Annotated in this window: 19 protein-coding genes; 5 read left to right on the forward strand and 14 right to left on the reverse strand. The window is 64.1% G+C overall.

Annotated features, from left to right (window positions below):
* Positions 1-2 precede the first annotated feature (2 nt).
* On the reverse strand, positions 3-704 hold the full coding sequence (locus ASD73_RS18110) for an acyl-CoA dehydrogenase family protein (RefSeq protein WP_056374598.1): 702 nt from the start codon (positions 702-704) through the stop codon (positions 3-5).
* Positions 701-1,840 carry an acyl-CoA dehydrogenase family protein gene (locus tag ASD73_RS18115; RefSeq protein ID WP_056374601.1) on the reverse strand — a complete coding sequence of 380 codons (1,140 nt, stop codon included), beginning with the start codon at positions 1,838-1,840 and terminating at the stop codon, positions 701-703. Before ASD73_RS18115 ends, ASD73_RS18110 begins: the two co-directional genes overlap by 4 nt.
* A 51-nt stretch (positions 1,841-1,891) precedes the next feature.
* Here ASD73_RS18115 and ASD73_RS18120 point away from each other — a divergent pair, with 51 nt between their 5' ends.
* Entirely contained in the window at positions 1,892-2,695 is an 804-nt protein-coding gene (locus ASD73_RS18120; RefSeq protein ID WP_056374603.1) for a crotonase/enoyl-CoA hydratase family protein, read from the forward strand.
* Between the two features lie 2 nt (positions 2,696-2,697).
* The gene (locus ASD73_RS18125) at positions 2,698-3,477 is read left to right on the forward strand and encodes a tyrosine-protein phosphatase (protein ID WP_056375247.1); all 780 of its coding nucleotides are present in this window, start codon (positions 2,698-2,700) and stop codon (positions 3,475-3,477) included.
* Between the two features lie 3 nt (positions 3,478-3,480).
* Here the strand turns inward: ASD73_RS18125 and ASD73_RS18130 are convergent, their stop codons facing one another.
* The 5 genes from ASD73_RS18130 to ASD73_RS18150 form a co-directional block, all read right to left on the reverse strand.
* On the reverse strand, positions 3,481-4,815 hold the full coding sequence (locus ASD73_RS18130) for a Xaa-Pro dipeptidase (RefSeq protein ID WP_056375249.1): 1,335 nt from the start codon (positions 4,813-4,815) through the stop codon (positions 3,481-3,483).
* A gap of 74 nt (positions 4,816-4,889) precedes the next feature.
* Entirely contained in the window at positions 4,890-5,510 is a 621-nt protein-coding gene (locus tag ASD73_RS18135; RefSeq protein WP_082521677.1) for a phosphatase PAP2 family protein, read from the reverse strand.
* On the reverse strand, positions 5,507-6,103 hold the full coding sequence (locus ASD73_RS18140; protein WP_056374607.1) for a hypothetical protein: 597 nt from the start codon (positions 6,101-6,103) through the stop codon (positions 5,507-5,509). The genes ASD73_RS18135 and ASD73_RS18140 overlap by 4 nt, the downstream gene beginning before the upstream one ends.
* 21 nt (positions 6,104-6,124) lie before the next feature.
* Positions 6,125-7,522, reverse strand: coding sequence for a dihydrolipoyl dehydrogenase (gene lpdA, locus ASD73_RS18145; RefSeq protein ID WP_056374609.1), 1,398 nt, complete (start codon positions 7,520-7,522; stop codon positions 6,125-6,127).
* A gap of 1 nt (position 7,523) precedes the next feature.
* Positions 7,524-8,831, reverse strand: coding sequence for a pyruvate dehydrogenase complex dihydrolipoamide acetyltransferase (locus ASD73_RS18150; RefSeq protein ID WP_056374611.1), 1,308 nt, complete (start codon positions 8,829-8,831; stop codon positions 7,524-7,526).
* Between the two features lie 173 nt (positions 8,832-9,004).
* Between ASD73_RS18150 and ASD73_RS18155 the strand changes: the two genes are divergently transcribed.
* On the forward strand, positions 9,005-9,460 hold the full coding sequence (locus ASD73_RS18155; protein WP_056374612.1) for a universal stress protein: 456 nt from the start codon (positions 9,005-9,007) through the stop codon (positions 9,458-9,460).
* Here the strand turns inward: ASD73_RS18155 and ASD73_RS18160 are convergent.
* Complete coding sequence (locus ASD73_RS18160) at positions 9,457-9,990, reverse strand: hypothetical protein (RefSeq protein ID WP_156407337.1); 534 nt, start codon at positions 9,988-9,990, stop codon at positions 9,457-9,459. The two genes, ASD73_RS18155 and ASD73_RS18160, sit on opposite strands and share 4 nt — an antisense overlap.
* On the opposite strand from ASD73_RS18160, the gene ASD73_RS18165 reads away from it, so the two are divergent.
* Positions 9,964-10,746, forward strand: coding sequence for a helix-turn-helix domain-containing protein (locus ASD73_RS18165; RefSeq protein WP_056375251.1), 783 nt, complete (start codon positions 9,964-9,966; stop codon positions 10,744-10,746). The two genes, ASD73_RS18160 and ASD73_RS18165, sit on opposite strands and share 27 nt — an antisense overlap.
* A gap of 81 nt (positions 10,747-10,827) precedes the next feature.
* Here ASD73_RS18165 and ASD73_RS18170 read toward each other — a convergent pair whose 3' ends face one another.
* The 6 genes from ASD73_RS18170 to phaR all read right to left on the reverse strand — a co-directional run bounded on the left by ASD73_RS18170 (position 10,828) and on the right by phaR (position 17,111).
* A complete protein-coding gene (locus ASD73_RS18170; RefSeq protein WP_056374616.1) occupies positions 10,828-13,146 on the reverse strand; it encodes a ribonuclease R family protein in 2,319 nt (772 codons plus the stop codon).
* Positions 13,147-13,193: 47 nt separating this feature from the next.
* Positions 13,194-13,928, reverse strand: a complete 735-nt coding sequence (locus ASD73_RS18175) for a hypothetical protein (RefSeq protein WP_056374619.1) — start codon at positions 13,926-13,928, stop codon at positions 13,194-13,196.
* Positions 13,929-14,080: 152 nt separating this feature from the next.
* Positions 14,081-14,566: a DUF6644 family protein gene (locus ASD73_RS18180; protein ID WP_056376120.1), complete on the reverse strand. Its 486-nt coding sequence runs from the start codon at positions 14,564-14,566 to the stop codon at positions 14,081-14,083.
* A gap of 10 nt (positions 14,567-14,576) precedes the next feature.
* Positions 14,577-14,927 carry a DUF6152 family protein gene (locus tag ASD73_RS18185; protein WP_056374623.1) on the reverse strand — a complete coding sequence of 117 codons (351 nt, stop codon included), beginning with the start codon at positions 14,925-14,927 and terminating at the stop codon, positions 14,577-14,579.
* A 71-nt stretch (positions 14,928-14,998) separates the two neighbouring features.
* Positions 14,999-16,525 (reverse strand): aminoacyl--tRNA ligase-related protein, encoded by a 1,527-nt coding sequence (locus ASD73_RS18190; RefSeq protein ID WP_056374624.1) that lies wholly within the window; start codon positions 16,523-16,525, stop codon positions 14,999-15,001.
* Between the two features lie 43 nt (positions 16,526-16,568).
* Complete coding sequence (phaR, locus tag ASD73_RS18195; protein WP_056374627.1) at positions 16,569-17,111, reverse strand: polyhydroxyalkanoate synthesis repressor PhaR; 543 nt, start codon at positions 17,109-17,111, stop codon at positions 16,569-16,571.
* Positions 17,112-17,603: 492 nt separating this feature from the next.
* Here phaR and ASD73_RS18200 point away from each other — a divergent pair, with 492 nt between their 5' ends.
* Positions 17,604-20,843, forward strand: a complete 3,240-nt coding sequence (locus ASD73_RS18200; RefSeq protein WP_082521678.1) for a TonB-dependent receptor domain-containing protein — start codon at positions 17,604-17,606, stop codon at positions 20,841-20,843.
* Positions 20,844-20,964: the final 121 nt, after the last annotated feature.

Consider the following 20,964-nt stretch of genomic DNA (forward strand, 5'->3'; position numbering starts at 1 on the left):
GCTCAGGCGCCGCGCGCGGTCATCGTTTCCCAGAGACTGCGCCCGCCGAGGTCCGCCACTTGGCGGCCGAGCCGCTGCGCCCAATAAGCGTCGTTGCCGTGGGCGCCACGCCAGCGCATCAACGGCACGGTGACGCGGTGGAGGTCATATTCCTCGGTGAAGCCGATAGCGCCATGCACTTGGTGTGCGATGGCGGTGACAACCCCGACCGCGCGGTTTGCGCGCAACTTCGCCGCCGCGATTTCGAAATCCGCGACGGCTGCATCGAGCTCCAGGGCGTCGAGCCGCGTCGCGAGCGCCGATGCTGCGGCTTCGACCGCGCGCACTTCGCACGCCATCACGGCGAGCGATTGCTGCACCGCCTGAAACTTACCGAGTGGCCGGCCGAATTGTTGGCGGGTGTTCACATGGTCGATCGAGAGCGCAAGCGCCTGCCCCATTGCGCCCGCCATCAGGCTCACGGTCGCTGCGGGTTGCAGGGTTTCAACGGCGATCAGTTCGGCGACCGGAAGATCGGGAGCCAGCACGCCTGCGATCTGTAACACCGCATTCGCATCGCCCCAGTCGCCGCCAAAACCGCCCTGCTCTTCCGGCACGAGCAACAGCCCGAATCCCGCCTCCTCGACCGGCGCGATGCCTGCGGTCGCGGCCTCGGCGAAGACCGCGCGCGCGGTGTCGCAGAGCAGGTCGCGCGCCGCGCTCATCGCAGGCCCAGTCCGCGTGCGATGATCCCGCGGATCACTTCACGCGTTCCACCACGCAGCGAGAAGCTGGGTGATGCGATGAGGAGGGCGCGGAGAAGTTTCGCAAGATCATCATCATCGGCCCAAGCGCAGTCGACGATCGCCTGCACGCGGCGCGGCATCTCCTGTTCGAAGGCATTGCCAAGTTCCTTGACCACCGACGCCTCGACCATCGGGTCCTCGCCCGCCGCGAGCTTGGCCGCGGTCGACATCGACAGTTGGCGCAGCGTCCACATTTCAGCGGTGAGTTCGCCGATCAAAGTCGCGAGCGCCGGATCGGGGTCGGAGCCCGCGGCATCGATCAGCGCAACGAGGAGCGCGTGACTCGACAGATAGCGTTCGGGACCCGACCGCTCGAGGCCGAGTTCGGCGGTGACCTGTTTCCACCCCTGCCCCCGCTCGCCGATGAGGGCTCCATGCGGGACGAGGACATCGTCGAAGAAGACCTCGTTGAAGTCGTGATGACCCGCCATGTCGATGATCGGACGGATCGTGATGCCGGGGGTGTCTAAGTCGATCAGCAATTGGCTGAGCCCGGCGTTCCGCTCACTACCCTCTTCGGTGCGGACGAGCGCGAGCATAATCTGCGAAAAGTGCGCGCCGGTGGTCCAGATCTTCTGGCCGTTGATCCGCCAACCTTCCGCCGTTTCACGCGCAGTCGTTCGCACCGCCGCGAGGTCGGAGCCCGCACCCGGTTCAGACAGACCGATGCAGGCGTAAAGCTCCCCCTTCGCGATGCCGGGCAGGTAGCGCTCGCGCTGCTCTTCGCTGCCATAGCGCAGGATAAGGGGGCCGGTCTGACGGTCGGCGATCCAATGCGCGCCAACCGGGGCGCCGGCCGCGAGCAACTCCTCGATCACAACATAACGTTCGAGTGGGTGGTGGTCTCCACCGCCGTAGCGCGCCGGCAAGGTCATACCGACATAGCCGGCAGTGCCGAGCGCGCGGCTGAAATCGGCATCGAAGCTTGCCCAGCAATTCGCCCGCGCCACCACGTCATCCTGCGGCTGGTTCACCGCAAGCCAAGCCCGCAAATCGGCGCGCAGTGCGGCAATGTCGCCGGGTGGATCGAACGGATAGAGCGCAAAGCCTTGCATGTCGCACCAGCCATGCAATAGCTTTGGTTAGGCAGCAAAGGATAATTGAAGATGGGCGAATTTCTGAGTGTCGAGCGGCGGGGCAAGATCGCGATCCTGACGATGATCAAGCCTGAGAGCATGAACGCGATCGGCACGCACGAAGACTGCCAGGACATCATCGATACGCTCCGTACCCTCGGCGACGACCGTGGCGTCAGCGCGATCATACTGACCGGTAGCGGCAAGGCGTTCAGCGCCGGCGGCAACCTCAAAGGCATGCAGGATCGCCAGGGCATCGGCGTGCTCGACCAGCCCGATTCCACCCGCGCCAATTACCGCAAGGGCGTGCAGGCGGTGATCCGCGCGCTTATGGATTGTGAAGTGCCGATGATCGCCGCGGTCAACGGCCATGCGATCGGGCTCGGCTGCGATCTCGCCTGCACCTGCGACATTCGCATCGCGGCGGAGAGCGCGAAATTCGCGTGCAGCTTTATCAAGGTCGGGATCGTTCCCGGCGACGGCGGGGCATGGCTGCTCCAGAAAGTCCTCGGCTATGCGCGGGCTGCCGAACTTTTCCTGACGGGCGACCGCTTTGACGCGGCACAGGCAAAGGAATATGGTCTGGTGACCGACGTCGTGCCCGATGCGGAGCTGCTCGACCGTGCAATCGCGATCGCCGAGCGGATCGTCTGCAACCCGCCGCGCGCGCTGCGTCTGACGAAGCGTTTGCTGCGCGAAGCGCAGCACAGCCGGATGAGCGATATTTTGGAATTGAGCGCAGCCTATCAGGCGATCGTCCACGAAACCGCGGATAACCGCGAGGCGATCAATGCCTTCGTCGAAAAGCGTCCCCCGGTGTTTACAGGAGAATGATGATGATTGCCGAGCGTGTCCTGTCACTGGCCGGCGTCCACAATTTCCGCGACTATGGTGGTTACGCGGTCGAGGGTGGCGGGCGGTTGCGCGACGGGACGCTGTGGCGCTCGGCGCACCACGAGGCGGCGACCGACGATGATCTGGACGCACTCGATGCGCTGGGGCTCGAGACGGTGATCGACCTGCGCGGCGACGACGAACGCGAGTTGCATCCGTGCCGCCGCTCCGAGACTTTCTCGGCGCGCGTGCTGTTCGCGGGCGGGATCACCGCCGGGCTCGCACCACATCTGCAGGCGGCGGGCGGGACGATCGACGTCGAGACGGCACGCGAGCGGATGATCGATACTTATGCCGGCATGCCCTATCGCCCCGCGCTCGTCGCGACGCTGCGGCTCTATCTGGCCGCGCTCGCCGAATATGACGCACCCAGCCTCGTCCACTGCGTTGCGGGTAAGGACCGCACCGGCTTTGCCGTCGCGATCGTCCACCGGTTGCTCGGGGTCCATGAAGATGACCTGATGCAGGATTATCTCCTCACCAACACCGCGGGCAAGATCGAGGAACGCATCGCGCAGGGCGCGGCGCATATCCGCTCGCGTTACGGCGCCGAAATCCACGACGATGCGATCCGCGCCCTGATGTCGGTCAACCCCGCCTACCTCGACGCCGCGCTTGCCACGGTGCGGCGCGACCATGGCGATATCCCGACCTATGCCGAGGCCGTGCTGAACTTCACCCCCGAAATGCGCGAGGCGATCATCGACCGGCTGGTGCTGTAGGGGCTATTTGCCCCTGACGAGCACCCCGCCCTTCACCACCGCGTCGACGCTTTCGAGCTGGCGCACGTCGGTCAGCGGATTGCCGTCGACCGCAACGATGTCGGCGTAGCGCCCTACGGCGATCGCGCCGACATCCTTCTCACGGCCGAGCGCCTCGGCGGCGTTCTTCGTCGCGGCCTGGATCGCCTGCAGCGGCGTCATCCCATATTCGACCATGACGCGGAACTGGCCGCCGACCTGCCCGTGCGGCATGACGCCGGCGTCGGAGCCGAACACCATGCGCACGCCGGCCTTCACCGCCTTGCGGAAATTGTCGCGCTGGATCTGCGCGACTTCGCGGTCCTTGCGGAGGTTATCTTCGAGCACGCCGTTCTTCGCGCCTTCGGCCTGCGTATACTCGGTGTTGTAGATATCCATCGAGAACCACACCGGCTGCTTGCGCGCGAGCGCCATGCGGATGCCTTCGTCGTCGACGAGGCTGACATGCTCGATCGTGTCGATACCCGCGGCGATCGCGGCGCGGATGCCCGACGCGCCGTGCGCATGCGCCGCGACGCGAAGGCCCCATTGATGCGCTTCGTCGGCGATGGCGGCGAGTTCTTTTTCGGAGACCTGCAACTGGCCGGGTTCGGTGTTACGCGAAAAGACCCCGCCGGTCGCGCAGACCTTGATCACCTCGGCGCCATATTTGCGCTGGCGGCGAACCTGGAAGCGCAGTTCCTCGGGCGTGTCGCCGATCCCCTCTTCCTTGCCGTCCTTCTTTTCGAGGCTGGGCGGCAGGAAGGTGCTGTCGCAATGCCCCCCGGTCGCGCCGAGCGCATAGCCCGCAGGAACGATGCGCGGCCCTGTTGCATAGCCCGCGTCGATCGCCTGCTTGAGCCCGATGTCGTTACGGTTGTCCGACCCGACGTTGCGCACGGTGGTGAAGCCGGCGCCGAGCATGTCGTTGGCGTTCTTGACCGCGGTCATGCCCCAGAAGCTGTCGGTGAATTCGAGCCCGCGATAGCCGCCGATGTCGGCAGGGCCGTCGAGATGGACGTGCATGTCGATAAGGCCCGGGACGAGCGTCTTGTCGCCAAGGTCGATATGTTTGACGTTCGATCCCCAGCGGACGGTGCGCGCGTCGGCGATGTTCGTGATCCGGCCGTCGGCGCCGACGAAGATCGCGGGAAACTCGACCGTCTTGCCGGTGAGCACGTCGATATAGCGCGCCGCGGTGATGACGGTCTGTCCGGCCGTGTCCTGTGCCTTTGCAGGGGCGATTGATGCGGCAAAAAGCGCCGTCGAACCCAAAGCGATTCCCCGCAGAAAACTGCCTAACTTCACTCGCGATTGCATGTTTACCCCGCCCGTTGTTGGTGCCCGGCTATCGTGATGGCAAAGCGGTGCGAAATAGGACAGCGGAAAATGCGTCAGGCGGCCGCCCTGTGCCTTGCCACCCACCAGGCGCCAAGCAGCGCGAAGGCGGTGCCGAGCATCGTGCCGCCGGCGATGTCGCTCGCCCAATGGACGCCGAGCATGATGCGCGAGAAGCCGTTGAGGATGATCATCGCCGCCGCGAGCGTCCAGGCGTAGGGGCGCCAGCGCGGCGGCGCGAGCCAGGCGAGGAGCAGATAGACGGCCGCGGCGCTCGTCGCGTGGCCGCTGGGGTAGGAATAGCTTGTCTGATGGTCGAGATGATCGATCAGGTCGGGACGCGCCCGGCCGAAGCCGAGTTTCATAAGGCTAGACGCGAGATTCGAGAGCAGCGACGCACCGCCGAGCGCGACGGCGCAGCGCGGGCCGCACCAGCGCCAGACGAGCCCGCAGAGCAGGATCACGATGATCCAGCGCGGCGTGCCGCCCCCGATCCAGCTTGCCCATTGCATGAAAGCGATGAAGGCGGGGGCGCTTTCATCGACGCGGAGTGCCAGCGCGTGCGAGACCTGCCAATCGGCCGCCTGCGTCCAGCCTGCACCGACCGCAAAGCCCAACAGGATCGTCGCGGCGATCAACGCCGCTGATGCCGCCAGTGGCCGAGACGTACCCGTCATCCTTCGGCCGCTTCCGGTGTGCGCCGCGATTGGCGCCAGGCATCGAGGTGGGCCGCAAAGTGACGTAGCTGTTCCGTCCCGCCGTCGATATCGTTGTCGATCAGCCTGAGTTCGCGGGTCACGCCACCGGCGCGATAGCGAAGATAGAGACCATGCCGCAGCCGGGCGCCGAGTTTTGCCGATCCGGAGGCGTCCCCCGGCAAACGGTCGGCGCGATCGAATATGGCGTCGATGATCGCCTCGACGGGCAACGGGTCGGCCTTCGCTCCGTAGCTCGAATGGAGATGGAGGCGGCCGCCTTCGATCCTTGCCGCCACCTCGCGGGTTACCGCTCGCAAGCCATGCCGGCCGGCGTAGAAAAGGCACACGCCCCCCGCGACGATCAGCAAGGGAATCTTGAACGGCGCCAGCGGGTCGCGGTGCGGTGCGGGTGCAGGCAGTTCCATGCCGGAGAGGTGCAGGCTTTGCGGTGGCGCCTCGCGCTCGACGTGCATCAGGCCAGCGACCACAAGGGCGATCGCCGCCACCCCCAGAAAGAACAGCATCTTGAGGATGCTGCCCGTCCGGGAGAAATGAAGGATCGACGGATTCAAGCGGTGATGCCTCGTCCGGCCCTAGATGTGGAGTGGACGCCCGAATGCCGCCAGCACACCCTCATGCATCGTTTCGCTGAGCGTCGGATGCGGGAAGACGGTGCCGATGAAATCATCCTCGACCAGCTCGGCGGTCTTGCCGATCGTATAGCCCTGGATCAGTTCGGTGACCTCGGCGCCGATCATGTGTGCGCCGAGCAGTTCGCCGGTCTTCGCGTCGAACACCGTCTTGGTGAAACCCTCGGACTCGCCGAGCGCAATCGCCTTGCCGTTGCCGATGAACGGGAAGGTGCCGGCCTTGACCTCGTAGCCGAGTTCCTTCGCCTTCGCCTCGGTCAGCCCGACGCTGGCGATCTGCGGGCGGCAATAGGTGCAGCCGGGGATGTTGCGTGGGTCCATCGCGTGCGGATGGTTGCCCGCGATCGCCTCGACCGAAATCACCGATTCGTGCATCGCCTTGTGCGCGAGCCACGGCGGCGCGGTGACGTCGCCGATCGCCCAGATGCCGGGGACATTGGTGCGGCACATCGCGTCGGTGTCGATATGGCCCTTGGTTGTCTTCACGCCGAGCGCTTCGAGCCCGATATTCTCGGTGTTCGGGACGATGCCGATCGCGACGATCGCGTGGCTGAACTCGGCGCTTTCGGTCTTGCCTTCCTTGGTCTTGATCTTCGCGGTGACGCCTGTAGCAGTCGCTTTCAGTTCCTCGACGCCGGCGCCGGTGAAGATCGTCATACCCTGCTTCTTGAGCGCCTTTTCAAGGAAAGCCGACACATCGGCGTCCTCGACGGGGACGAGGCGGTCGAGCATTTCGACGACGGTGACGTCGACGCCCATGTCGCTGTAGAAGCTCGCGAACTCGATCCCGATCGCGCCCGATCCGATGACAAGCAGCTTTTTGGGCATTTCGGGCGGGACGAGCGCGTGGCGATAGGTCCAGATGCGCTTGCCGTCGGCCGGGGCGAACGGCAGGTCGCGGGCGCGGGCGCCGGTGGCGACGATGATATTCTTGGCGGTGAGGGTCTCGGTGCCCTTCTCGCCCTTGACCTCGAGCTTGCCCGGCGCGGTCAGCTTGCCCTCGCCCATATGGACGGTGATCTTGTGCTTCTTCATCAGGAAGGCGACGCCCTGGCTCAGCTGCTTCGCAACGCCGCGGCTACGTTTCACCACCGCGTCGATATCGGCGCTGATCTGTGCCGCCACGAGGCCGTAATCGCCCGCATGCTGCATATAGTGATAGATTTCGGCCGAGCGCAGCAGCGCCTTGGTCGGGATGCAGCCCCAGTTGAGGCAGATGCCGCCAAGATTCTCGCGCTCGACGATCGCGGTTTTCTGGCCCAGTTGAGCGGCGCGGATCGCCGCGACATAGCCGCCGGGCCCCGAGCCGAGGACGATGAGGTCGTAATTGATGTCAGCCATCTTACGCCACCAGTCCCAGCGGGCTTTCGACAAGCTCCTTGAAGGTCTTCATCAAGAGCGCGCCGTCGGCGCCGTCGATCGCGCGGTGGTCAAAGCTGCCGGTCGCCGACATGACGGTTGCGATCGCGAGCGCGTCGTCGACAATATACGGCCGCTTTTCGCCCGCGCCGATCGCCATGATCATGCCCTGCGGCGGGTTGATTACCGCGGTGAACTGCTTGATCCCCATCATGCCCATGTTCGAGATCGAGGCGGTGCCGCCCTGATATTCATTGGGCTGGAGCTTGCCTTCCTTCGCTTTCGCCGCGAGTTCGGACATTTCGGTCGAGATTTTCGACATCGACTTGCCGCCGGCATCGACGATGATCGGGGTGATCAGGCCGCCGGGGATGCTGACCGCGACCGAGATGTCGGCGCGCTTGTACTGGCGCATCACATCGCCGCCGAAGCTGACGTTGCATGCGGGCACGCGTTCGAGCGCGACCGCGAGCGCCTTGATCAGCATGTCGTTAACGCTGAGCTTGACGCCGCGGCTTTCGAGGCTGGCGTTGAGCTCGCCGCGCAGCTTGAGCAGCGCGTCGAGGCGGATGTCGACGGTCAGGTAGATGTGCGGCGATTGCTGCATCGATTCCGTCAGGCGGCGCGCGATCGTCTTGCGCATGCCGCTGAGCTTCTCATCCTCGTGCGGGATGCCGAAATCGGGGATGGAACCAGCAGTCCCCGGTGCAGGAGTTGCCGCCGGAGCAGCGGCGGCGGGGGCCGGCGCGGCGGTTGCGGCAGATGCCGTGGTGCCAGCGGGCGCGCCTTCAAGGTCGGCCTTGACTATGCGGCCGCCCGGGCCGGTGCCGGTCAGGCTCTTGAGGTCGATGCCCTGTTCGGCGGCGAGGCGCTTGGCAAGCGGGCTTGCCTTGATGCGGTCGCCCGACGCGGCGGGGGCGGCTGCCGGAGCCGCCGCGGGCGTCGGCGCAGGCGCAGCGACGGGCGCTTCGGCCTTCGGTTCAGCGGCAGGAGTCGCCGCCGGGGCCGGCGCGGGAGCCGGAGCAGCCTTCGCGCTTCCGGCATCTTCGCCCTCGCCCGCGATCACTGCGATAACGGTGCCGACCTTCACATTGTCGGTGCCTTCGGGCACCAATATCTGGCTGACGATGCCTTCGTCGATCGCTTCGAATTCCATCGTCGCCTTGTCGGTTTCGATCTCGGCGAGCAGGTCGCCCGATTTGACCGTGTCGCCTTCCTTGACCAGCCATTTGGCAAGGGTGCCTTCCTCCATCGTCGGCGAGAGGGCGGGCATTTTGAGTTCGATTGGCATGGTTAGGCGTGTCCCTCTTGAACCTTGGGCGTCAGTCTCGCAGGCGTCGCCTGCCGCTACGGTTTGTTCCTCGCCATAAGCCTTGCGTCGGTCAAGGTCTAGCGGGCCAACTTGCGTTTCATACGAATGTGACGCACTCTTTACCCCAAGCAAAAACACGAGGGGTCGGGGTGATGCGGACATATCTGGTAGTGATCGACGACAGTCCGGAGGCGACACTGGCGCTGCGTTTTGCCGCGCGGCGTGCGGCGCGGACGGGGGGCGGCGTCATCGTACTGGCTATCATCCCGCCGCAGGATTTCGTCGCGTTCGGTGGTGTCCAGGCGACGATCGAAGCCGAAGCGCGCGAGCATGCCGAGGAACTGGTGGCCGCTGCCGCCGATGCGGTGGTGCAGGAAGCGGGCGTCACCCCGCAGATCATGGTGAAGTCGGGCAAACCCGCCGAGGTGGTGCGCGAAGTAATCGGCGCGAGCGACGAGATCGCGGCGCTGGTGCTCGCGACGGCAGCGAGCGGCGCGCCGGGGCCGCTGGTTGCGCATTTCACCGGACAGGATGCGGGGACGCTTCCCTGTCCGGTGATGCTGGTGCCGGGCGGGATCGATATCGCCCGGCTCGATGCATTGAGTTAGACGACCAGGCTGCGCGGCGAGCCCGCGTCTTTCCATTCGAGAATAGCAAAGCCGAGAACGCCGAAGGCTTGCGCCATGACGACCGCGATGCCGAGGCCGGTCATCTGCCCGGCAAAGGTCGCGACGACCGCGGAACTTGCCGCGACCCAGCCGAGGTTGCCGATTGCGATCAGCTTGACCAGCGCCGGATTCGGCACCGCCTGCCGCGCGGCGACGATCATCAGCAGCGCGGCGGCGAGGCAGATCCAGCCACCGATCGCGACGATATTTTCGGGCAGCCCGAGCAGCGCGCCGACGGGTGCGGCGGCGAACAGGCCGATGGCAAAAACGCCTCCGCAGGTGATGGCGTCGGCGACGAGGATGTTCTTCAGGTTGAGGATCGACATATGGGTTCTCCTTTCGACCTCCTCAAACTGGACTCGAAAGTGAATGGCGTCGATTACGCCGGAGGTAATGGAAAACAGGAAGGCGGAGGTATAGCTCTCCGGATGAAGGAGACGATCATGCAAGTCGCGACGCTGGGCGAGCAATTGCGCGAATGGCGCACCCGCCGCCGGATGAGCCAGATGGACCTCGCGCTCGATACCGAGATTTCGACGCGCCACCTGAGCTTTATCGAAACAGGGCGGTCGAAGCCAAGCGCGGCGATGTTGCAGCGAATCGCCGACTGCCTCGAGGTGCCGCACCGCGCGCGCAACGCGATGCTGCTCGCGGCGGGCTATGCTCCCGACTATCAGGAACGGCCGCTCGATAGCGCCGAAATGGCCGGGATGCGCGCGATCGTCGAGCATGTGCTGAAGGGGCACGAGCCCTACCCCGCGCTCGCGGTCGACCGGCATTGGAATATGGTCGCGGCGAACAGCGCCGTCGCAATCCTCGCGGGGCTTGCCGCGCCGCACCTGTTCGAACCGCCTGTCAACGTGCTTCGCATTGCGCTCCACCCGGAGGGGCTCGCGCCGCATATCGTCAATCAGGGCGAATGGCGCGCGCATCTTCTCGAACGGCTCGATCACCAGATCGATGCGAGCGCCGACGCCGGGCTGATCGCGCTGCGCGAGGAACTTGCGGGCTATCCCGCCGTGGAAGACGAGCATCAACGAAGCGCGGCGAATGGTATTGCGGTGCCGCTAATTCTCGACACGCCGATGGGTCAAATTCGCTTTGTGTCGACGGTGACCATTTTCGGAACGCCGGTGGATATCACGTTGTCCGAACTGGCGATCGAGGCGTTTTTCCCGGCGGATGCGGAGAGCGCGGTATTGTTGCAGACGCTGGCAAACAAATAGCTGGTCATTCCCGCGAAAGCGGGAACCCAGTCTGGCGTTGCTGCTGGGTTCCCGCTTTCGCGGGAATGACGAAGGGATGCATTAGCGCCGCTTGCCCTTGTGTTTGATATTCGCCGGCCGCCCGCGCTTGCCGACCATATGCTTGCCGGCTCCGTCTTTCCCGGTCCCCTTCCCTTTCACCCCGTCGCGTCGCGGCGGGCGGTTGCGGAAGCCGCCCTCGGGCGCATCGGGAAGTTCGAAACGCAAGGCGCCGCTGATCGGGTTGGCGTCCATCAGCCGGAGGTCGAGTCGCTGGCCGGTCGTGAAGCTGACGCGGCCATGTTCGCTATCGAGGCTGCGCGCGGCTTCGTCGTAGAAGAAGCGTTCGTTGCCGAGCGTCGAGACCGGCACCAGCCCGTCGCCGCCCAGCCCGTCGACCGTCGCGAAGAAGCCGAAGGGCTGCACCCCGGTGATGCGCGCCTGAACGATCTCGCCCTTCTTGGTCGACAGATAGGCCGCGACATAGCGGTCGACGGTTTCGCGTTCGGCCTCCATCGCGCGGCGTTCGAGCGCGCTGATCGTCTCGCCGATGCGCGACAGACCCTTGGCGTCGGCCTCGCCCAGCCCGGTGCGCGCGGGCAGGCCCGTGGGCTTGCCCGGCACTTCGAGTTTGTAGCTGTCGACGAGCGCGCGGTGGACGACCAGGTCGGCGTAGCGGCGGATCGGCGACGTGAAATGCGCGTAACTGCCGAGCGCGAGCCCGAAATGGCCGGCGTTGGCGGGGCCGTAATATGCCTGCGTCTGGCTGCGCAGGATTGCCTGCATGATCTCGGGCAACCGGTCGTCTTCGGAAAACCCGTCGATGAGGCGGTTGAAGACTGCTGGCGTGATCACCTGCCCGAGCGCGAAGCTCCGTTCGAAGGTTTCGAGATAGTCCTTGAGGCTGACGAGCTTTTCGCGGCTAGGTGGCTCGTGGATGCGGTACATCACGGGCGATTTCTTCGCCTCGAGCGCCTTCGCCGCCGCGACGTTCGCCGCGATCATATAATCCTCGATCAGCCGCATCGAATCGAGCCTGTCGCGAACGCGGATCTCGGCGATGCCGCCCTGCTCGTCGAGGATGACCTGGCGTTCGGGCAGATCGAGATCGAGCGGCGCGCGGGCCGCTCGCGCCTTGGCAAGCAGCGCCCAGCAGGCCCACAGATTCTTGAGCATCGGGAGCACATCGACATCCCATTCGTCGCGGGGCGCATCGGCATCATAGGCCGCCTGCGCATGTTCATAGGCGATGTTGGCGCGAAGCCGGACGAGCGCGCGTGTGAATCTCCAAGACGTCACCTTGCCATGCTTGTCGATGACGAGATGGCAGGCCATCGCGGCGCGGTCCTGCCCCGCCTTCAGCGAGCAGACGCCTGCCGATAATGTTTCAGGGAGCATCGGGACGACCTGGTCGGGGAAATAGACGCTGTTGCCGCGCCGCCGCGCTTCGCGGTCGAGATCGCTGTCGGGGCGGACATAATAGCTGACATCGGCAATCGCGACGATCGCTCGGAAACCGCCCTTGTTTAGCCCCTCCGTGTCGGGTTCGGCCCAGACCGCATCGTCATGGTCGCGGGCGTCGATCGGGTCGATCGCGACGATCGGCAGTTCGCGCAAATCCTCGCGGCCCTCGGGAGTGAGCGGCAGGTTGGCTGCCTTCTCGGCCTCGGCCAGCGTTTCGGCGCCGAAGACATGCGGGATTTCGTGGCGTGCGATCGCAATCATGCTCAGCGCGCGCGGCGCGAAGGGATCGCCGAGTCGCTCGACGACTTTGGCCTTGATCGCGGGGCCGCGCCCGGTCAGTTCGGCGCGGACGAGATCGCCGACATTGGCATCGCCCTTGTCCGCAACCGCGAAGTCGTAGCGCGCGCGCTTGTCGGCGGGGCGCAGCCACAGGATCGGCTTGCCGCCGGGCCCCATATCCTCGACGAGCACGCCGATCACCGTCTCTCCGCCCGCTTCAAGCCGCTTCATCGGGTGCGCGACATGGCCGGTGCCGCGTTCCTCGGTGCGCGCGAGGATGCGGTCGCCGACGCCGAGCGCGCCTTTGCGACCCTGCTCGATCACGCGGAGGCGCGGTGCCGGTGTGGCGGCTTCCCAGCGCTCGGGCACCGCCCAGACATTGCTGCCCTCGATCGCCGCGACGCGCAGCACTGTGACGCGCGGCAGTCCACCATGTTTGTGGAACGCGCGTCCGGGCGCGAGATCGACGAGCCCCTCGTCGGTCATGTCCTTGAGCAGCGCCTTCAGTGCGATCTTGTCGTTGCCGTGGAGCGCGAAATGCTTCGCGATCTCGCGCTTGCCGACGGCGTCCTTGCTCTCTTCGATGAAGCGAAGGATCTGCTCGGGCGTCGGCAGTCCGTGATATTGTTTGCGGGCCATTGTCTGCGGATAGGGGGTAACGATCGGTCCGTCACCCCCAACGCGGATCAATAGGGCGAAATGTCGATGACCTGGCCGTTCGACGAAGCCGTGCAGGTCGAACGATAATGGCCGGTCGCCATCGTGAAGACATAGTTGCCGCCGCGGCCGCTGCGCTGGCTGACCGCGACGCTGCTGCCGCCGGGCGCGTTCTGATATTGATCGGCGCGGCGTTCGCACGCGGTTCGGGCCGCGTCGGGGCCGCCGCGCGCATAGCTGCGGTTCGCGGCGCGACGATTGGACGCTTCGGCCTCGCCGGCCATGAAACCGTCGTGATAGCCTTCGCTGTCGTTGCGGTCATACTGACCGCCATATAGACCGTCATTATAGCCCCGCGAATATTCGCCGTCGTGATTGGCGTCGCCATGATCGCCATGCTTTTTCTTGTGACTGGCGAGCGCCGCGATCAGGCCGATCGCCGCCACGCCCGCAATCGCCGCCCCGGCACCCGAGCCTCCGCCGCCATGGCCGCAGTTGCCGGAATCGGTCTTGTCGACGTTGGCGTAGCGTCCGTTGGAGACGATGACGCTGACGCAAGTCTTCGTCCCGCTGTTCCACCAATATTGCGCGCCGCCGCTGGTCTTCGTCATCTCATATCCGCGCGATTCCATCGCGGTTTCCGCGCCGGCGGCGCGCGAACCGGGCAGGTCGGATATGTCCGAGGGTGGTTCCGCCGCGGCCGGCGCGATGCTACCAAGCAGCATCGCCGCGATGATCGTCGATCCGGCAATCTGTCTTTTCATGACCTTTTCCCCTGTCAAACGTCCGATGGGATGCGCCCGCCGCAGGCCGGGTTCATCCCCCGATCTTGCCGCCGCATCCTACCAGATTTATGACAGGCGCCGAACCGTTTTCACGGCCGTGGCGCGCGATCGCTCAGCAGGTCCGCCCTATGTCAGCTATAGGCGATCCAGCGGCCCGACGCTCCCGCCGCGAGCCACAGGAACAGCGAGGCCGCGGCCATGGCGCGGGCTGCGGCGGGTGCCGTACCTGCCGATTCCGACAGCTGCGCGCGCCATATCAGCCGGAAGGCGGCGGCGTTCGACAGCGCGACCGCGATGATGATCAGCTTCCGTTCGAATATCGCCGACCGTGCCAGCGCAGCGCCGTCGGCGGCGAACAAGATCACGCCGCTGGCCACCATCAGGATCAGCCCGGCGACGGCAACCGGCGTCAGCGCGCGCGACAGTTCCGCCACCGGCAGCCTGTGCCATAAACCCACGATCCGCAGGTCGACGACGCCGATTCCGCCGACGAGCATGACAAGGCCCAAGAGGTGCAGCGTGTTGGCAATGGGATAGGCCAGCGCCGATCCGCGCGACCACGGCCCGATGCCGGCCATGTCGAGCCACGCCGCGGCGGCGGTCAGGATGGGCTCCATGCGGCCCCGCTCAGCGCAGCTCGACTGTCTTCTTGCCGACCATCACGCGCTCGACCCGCATTTCGGCGGTGCCGTCGCGCCGAAGATAGCCGATCAGGCGAACGCGTTTGCCGGGCTCGATCTCCGCGCGCGTCAGCCCGCGCGCTTCCATGCGGCCGACCGGCGCCAATATGACGTCCCAGACCTTGCCCTGCCAGCGCATCTTCGCGCTGCCATGCGGGTTTCCCCACGACAATTCGGAGAAAGACGCGGTCAGGGTGACCGGTTTGGTCTCGTCATAGGACGACCAGCCATGGTGGGCCGCAGCGGGAGGCGCGGCGAAGGCAAGCGTCGCCGCCGCGATCAACATGGAAAAGCGCATCGACAGTCTCCTTCGAGCCCCTCGGCGCGAAGGTTAAAGGCGCGGCGCCCTTGGTGCAAGGGCGGCCTGGCTCAGTAGGTCCGCCCGATCAGCACGCGCTCGACCGCAGGCTGGCCGGTGAAGAAGCAGGCGCCGTCGGCGGGCGCGGCGTCGAGCGGGGTGTTGCGCATCGTCAGCTTGAGCGATTTCAGCTGCTCGACGATCTTGTCGAGCGCCGCACCGGTCGGGCGCGACCATTGCACCTCGACCCAGCCGACGAATTTGTCGTCACCGGCGAAATGCGCCTTCAGGTCGATGACGTCGCGGCGAATGTTCGCATGCAGCCGCTCTTTCGCCTCGGCATGGAGGCCCGACTGGATATTCTCCAGCGTCGCCACAGCCTCGGCCACGAAGTCGCCCTTGGCGACGAACGCCGAATTGAGCTTGCCGTCGTCCTTGTACAGCCGGTCGCGGCGGATCACCGCGACATTGCCGCCGGCGACGTCGCGCGGCCCGATTTCGACGATGATCGGCGCGCCCTTCTTGACCCAGCCCCAGCGCTTGGTCTGCGCCTTGTTAGCGCCAGCGTCGAGATGGACGCGCAGGGGTTCGCGAAATACGTCGAGCGCCTTGAGGTCAGCCTGCAACGCGGCGCAATAGTCGAGGATCGCCTGATCCTCGTCATTGTCGCGGAGCATCGGCACGATGACGATCTGGTGCGGCGCGATGCGCGGCGGACAGCGCAGGCCGTCGTCGTCGCCATGCGTCATGATGACGCCGCCGATCATCCGTGTCGTCGTACCCCAGCTCGTCGTGTGGCACAGGCTGTGGCCACCATCCTTGTCCTGATAACGGATGCCCGCCGCCTCGGCGAAGCCGGTGCCGAGATAGTGCGACGTGCCGGCCTGCAGGGCCTTGCCGTCCTGCATCATCGCCTCGATCGAATAGGTCGCGACCGCGCCCGGAAAACGCTCATGCTCGGGCTTTTCGCCCGCCATCACGGGCATGGCGAGAACATCTTCGGCAAAGCTGCGATACATTTCGAGCGCGCGGAGCGTTTCCTTCATCGCGTCGTCGCGGTCGGCATGCGCGGTATGGCCTTCCTGCCACAGGAACTCGGTGGTGCGCAGGAACATGCGCGTGCGCATTTCCCAGCGGACGACATTGGCCCACTGATTGACCTTCAGCGGCAGGTCGCGCCAGCTCTGCACCCAGCGGCTCATCGCGGCGCCGATGATGGTCTCCGAAGTCGGGCGGACGATCAGCGGCTCCTCGAGCTTTGCCTCGGGATCGGGGATCAGCTTGCCCTTGCCGTCGGCGATCAGGCGGTGGTGCGTGACGACCGCCATTTCCTTTGCGAAACCATCAACATGGTCGGCTTCCTTTTCAAAGAAGCTCAAGGGAATGAAGAGCGGAAAATAGCAGTTCTGGACCCCGGCATCCTTGATCGCGGCGTCCATCACCGTCTGGATGCGTTCCCAGATGCCATAACCCCACGGCTTGATGACCATGCAGCCGCGAACGCCCGATTCCTCGGCAAGATCGCCTTCGGCAATGACATCCTGATACCAGGCCGCGAAGTCGGCCTGCCGGGTTACGCTGAGCGCATGTTTGGCCATGATATTTCGTATTTTCCGTAGCTGGGGCGCCGTGGCGGCCCGATTAATTCTTCTTGGCGAGTGCCGCCTTGAGTTCGGCGACTTCGGCCTTGAGCGCGGCGATCTCGGCATCCTTGGCCTTGGTGCCGCCGGCGCCAGGGATGAACGCCCCCGCCGCCTGCTGGAACATTTCCATGTTCCGGCGCGTCAGCTCGGCGAGCGGGTTCGAGCCCAAGGCGCCTTCGAGCGCCGAGCGGACGTCCTGCTGGTTCTTGCGGAAGGCGGTCATCGACGCTTCGAGATATTGCGGCACCATCGACTGCATCTTGTCGCCGTACATGCCAATCAGGTGGCGCAGGAAGTTGACCGGCAGAAGCGTTTCGCCGCGCGTTTCCTCGTCCATGATAATTTGCGTCAGGACATTGTGCGTGATGTCGTCGCCGCTCTTGGCATCGACGACGCGGAAATCGCGGCCGTCGCGGACCATGGCGCCCAGATCCTCCAGCGTGATGTAGCAGCTGCGCTCGGTATCATAGAGCCGCCGGTTGGCGTATTTCTTGATCGTGACGACGTCATCTTCCGTCGCCCCCGCCCTGGACTTCGCCATCTTGACCTGCGCTCCTTATATTCCGGTGCAATGGCGACCGCGCCATCCGGTCTTCCAGAATCCTGCATTAGCATCAAAATATGACGCATCGCAACATGGCTCCCGGGGCCTCACGAACCGGGCCGATTCGGCAACTATGCGACGCGAGATAGACTGGCATCCACTTGCTGACCGACCCAATTGGCCGAACCGGCTCGATCCCGCCACCCGCTTCGCGGAATGGCAAAAACAATTTAGTTTCTTATGAAACCGACTCATTGATATATTCGGATCGCCTTAACCCTTTTCGCCGGCAAATCATTTCATGTCGCGACAAGCTTGTTATTCTCGGCGATGCGCCCGGCTGTTGCAAAAATGGCACAATGTCTTGCCGATACTACAAAGCTGTCAAAAAAAATTCACCTAAGTCTTGTGCGCTCAACGATTTCCGTCTTCTTATGGAAGTAAGTCGTTCAATCATATCGATTGAGCGGCCAACCGGGGAACATCATCATGAAGAAAACCAGCCTTTTGGTGCGGGGTTCCGCACTGACGCTTGCTTTGTTCAGCGCCATGCCGGCGTTTGCGCAGAGCGAAGTCGCTCCCGCCGACGATGCGGCAGAAACCGCCGAAGCAGGGACCATCGTCGTGACGGGATCGCGTATCCGTCGTCCGAACGTCGAGTCGAATCTGCCCGTCACATCTCTGGGTGGAGAAGAGTTCTTCCAGCAGGGCCAGACGAACATCGGCGACACGCTGAACGAACTGCCCCAGCTGCGCAGCACCTTCGCGCAGCAGAACCCGGGCGCCGGCGTCGGTATCGCCGGGCTTAACTTGCTCGACCTTCGCGGTCTGGGCACGGTTCGCACCCTCGTGTTGGTCAATGGCCGCCGTCACGTTCCGGCCGACATCCTGAACAATGCGGCGTCGCCTGACGTCAACACCATTCCGAACGACCTGATCGAGCGCGTGGAAATCGTGACCGGCGGCAATTCTGCCGTTTACGGTTCGGACGCTATCGCGGGCGTGGTCAACTTCATCCTTCGTCGCGATTTCGACGGTGTCCAGCTTCGCGGCAGCGCGGGGATTTCGGCCGCCGGTTACGGCGCGAACCAATATGCCTCGGCCATGGTCGGCAAGAATTTCGCCGATGACCGCGGTAACATTACGGCTCACGTCGAATACGCTCGCCAAGAGCGTATTTATGCGTCGGACATTCCGTTCCTTCGTCAGAACAATGCCTTCGCAACGGTGGACGTTGATAGCGCGGGCACGCCGAACGCAAGTGATGGCTTTCCTGACGCGGTATTCGTCCGCGATATTCGTAGCGCCTCGATCCACCGCTTCGGCATGGTGGCAATTCCGCAGTCGCAGACCGGATCGCGTCCTTGCGGGCAAGGCACGCTTTCCAACAACGGCCCGGCGAATACCAACGGTACTGCTTTCCACTGCAACTATATTTTCACCGAAGGTGGACGCCTCACTCCCCAGACAGGAACGCGTTTCGGTTCCGGTCCGGGCGGCACGTTCGTGGGAGGTAACGGCCAGACGTCGCGCGAAGGCACCCAGCTTGCCATCCTCCCCTATATGAAGCGCTACAACGGCAACCTGCTTGCGCATTTCACGGTCAGCGACGCGCTCGAACTGTTCGGTGAAGCCAAGTTCACGCGCATCGACACGGTCGGCAACCAGCTTGGCCCGACGTTCCTGAACAACACGACGGCATCGCTGGGCAACGATTCCCGCATCGCCCCGCGGCTTGACAATCCGTTCCTGAATCCTGCGGATCGTTCGACGATTGCTAACGCCATTCTGGCATCTGGTTGTGGATACGCCTTGGGTACGTCGCTAGCGACCGTCACCTGCCGTCCGCTCACCGCGGCTGAAACCACCAATATCAGCAACGGCTCGTATCGCTTCCTTTTCTCGCGCAACCTGACCGACGCTGCGGATCGTGACGAATTCTTCCGTCGCGACACCTTCCGGGTCGTTGGTGGTGCCCGCGGCACCTTCAACGACGACTGGAATTACGAGCTTTCGGTCAATTACGGCAAAATGAAGGAACGGGCCGATATGGCCGGTTTCGTCAATCGTCAGCGCTTCCTGCTGTCGCTTGATGCCGCCATCGATCCGGCGAACCCGGGCGCCGGCATTCAGTGCCGGTCGAAATTTGACCCCGCAGCACGTGTCGGCGCGCCTGGCTACGCCAATTCGGCTGCCACGCTGGCGGGCGATGTCGCGGCCTGCGTTCCCTACAACCTGTTTGGTGCGGGCGATAATCGCGCGGCGGTCGATTATTTCAGCCTGGCGATCCGTAACCGGTCGTCGATCGAACAGCTGAATCTTCAGGGCTTCGTCTCGGGCGATCTCAGCCAGTTGTTCGAACTGCCCGGCGGTCCGGTCAGCTTTGTTCTCGGTGGTGAATATCGTCGCGAGAAGGCATTCAACGACAGCGATGACGCCGCTGACAACGGCATTTCCAATGCCGTGTTCCTTGGCGATGTCGATGCGGATCCGGTGAAAGTGAAGGAAGCTTTCGGCGAAATCCGGATTCCCTTGCTCAAGGACATGCCCTTCGCTCACGAGTTGACCGTTAGCGGCGCAGGTCGGGTTTCGGACTACAACACCATCGGTACGGCCTGGGCCTATAATGCTGGTGTTGAATATGCTCCGATCCAGGATATCCGGTTCCGTGCCAACTTCGGTCGCGCGGTGCGCGCGCCGAACGTTACGGAAACCAGCTTCCCGTCGGTTGAAAACTTCGCCAACAATTTCATCGATCCCTGTAACGTCAATGCAATCGGCGCAAACGCGATTCGTACCGCAAACTGCACCGGACAGCTGACGCCTGCGCAGTTGGCGAACCTGGCTCCGGGTGGGTATTCGCTGGGCATCATTTCGGGAAGCAACCCGAACCTGAGCGCGGAAAAGGCCGACACCTACACGATCGGCGCGGTCATCCAGCCGCGCTGGGTTCCGGGCCTGTCGCTCACGATCGATTACTTCAATATCAAAGTGAAGGACGTGATCGTTTCGCTGTCTGCACAGACCATTCTGAACTCGTGTTACGACTCGCCCGGTCTCAGCAGCCCGGTCTGCTCGCTGTTCCAGCGTAACCTCGGAAGCGGCAACGGATTGGGAGGCGAACTGCCGGGTCAAATCCTGAACTATTCGACGGTTTCGGGTCCGAACAACTTTGCAAAGCGTGTCCGCGAAGGCATCGATATCGAAGCTGCCTATCGCACCAACATCACGGACGACGTCAAGCTGAGCACCCGCTTCATCTACACCCACCAGCTGAAGAACAGCAATTTTGAGAACCCCACCTTCCCGAATCTCGAAAACCGCATCCTCAGCGAATTGGGCGATCCGCAGGATGAATTCCGCTGGAACATGGACCTGACCTTCGACCGGTTCACCTTCGGATATGAAATGCGTTACATCGGTCCGCAGCTGACCTCGACCTACGAAAATTTCTATCCGCTGGATTCGGCTTGCTCGGGCACTCCGCCTGTGTGTCCGCCGCTCAACGCCGACGCCTTCGAAATCTACAAGTATCCGGCGGTCTTCTATCATGACATCCGGGCCGATTTCCGGATTGGCGAAGAAGATAGTGGTCTGAACTTCTACATCGGCATGGACAACGTGCTCAACACCAAGCCGCCGCTCGGTTCGACGGCCACGGGTGTCGGCAGCGCGATCTACAGCATCCGCGGACGCAACATGTACGCTGGCTTCCGCGCCCGCTTCTGATTCGCGGAACATTTGCGGAATTCGGGGGACGAGAGCTTGCTCTCGTCCCCCTTTTTCTTTGCCGGATCAGGGCGACGACCGGCGCACGGCACGGTGCATCGGTCAGCCAGATTCAGGAAGT

It is taken from the genome of Sphingopyxis sp. Root154 (genome assembly GCF_001427105.1).
In the GTDB taxonomy this organism is placed as follows: Bacteria; Pseudomonadota; Alphaproteobacteria; order Sphingomonadales; family Sphingomonadaceae; genus Sphingopyxis.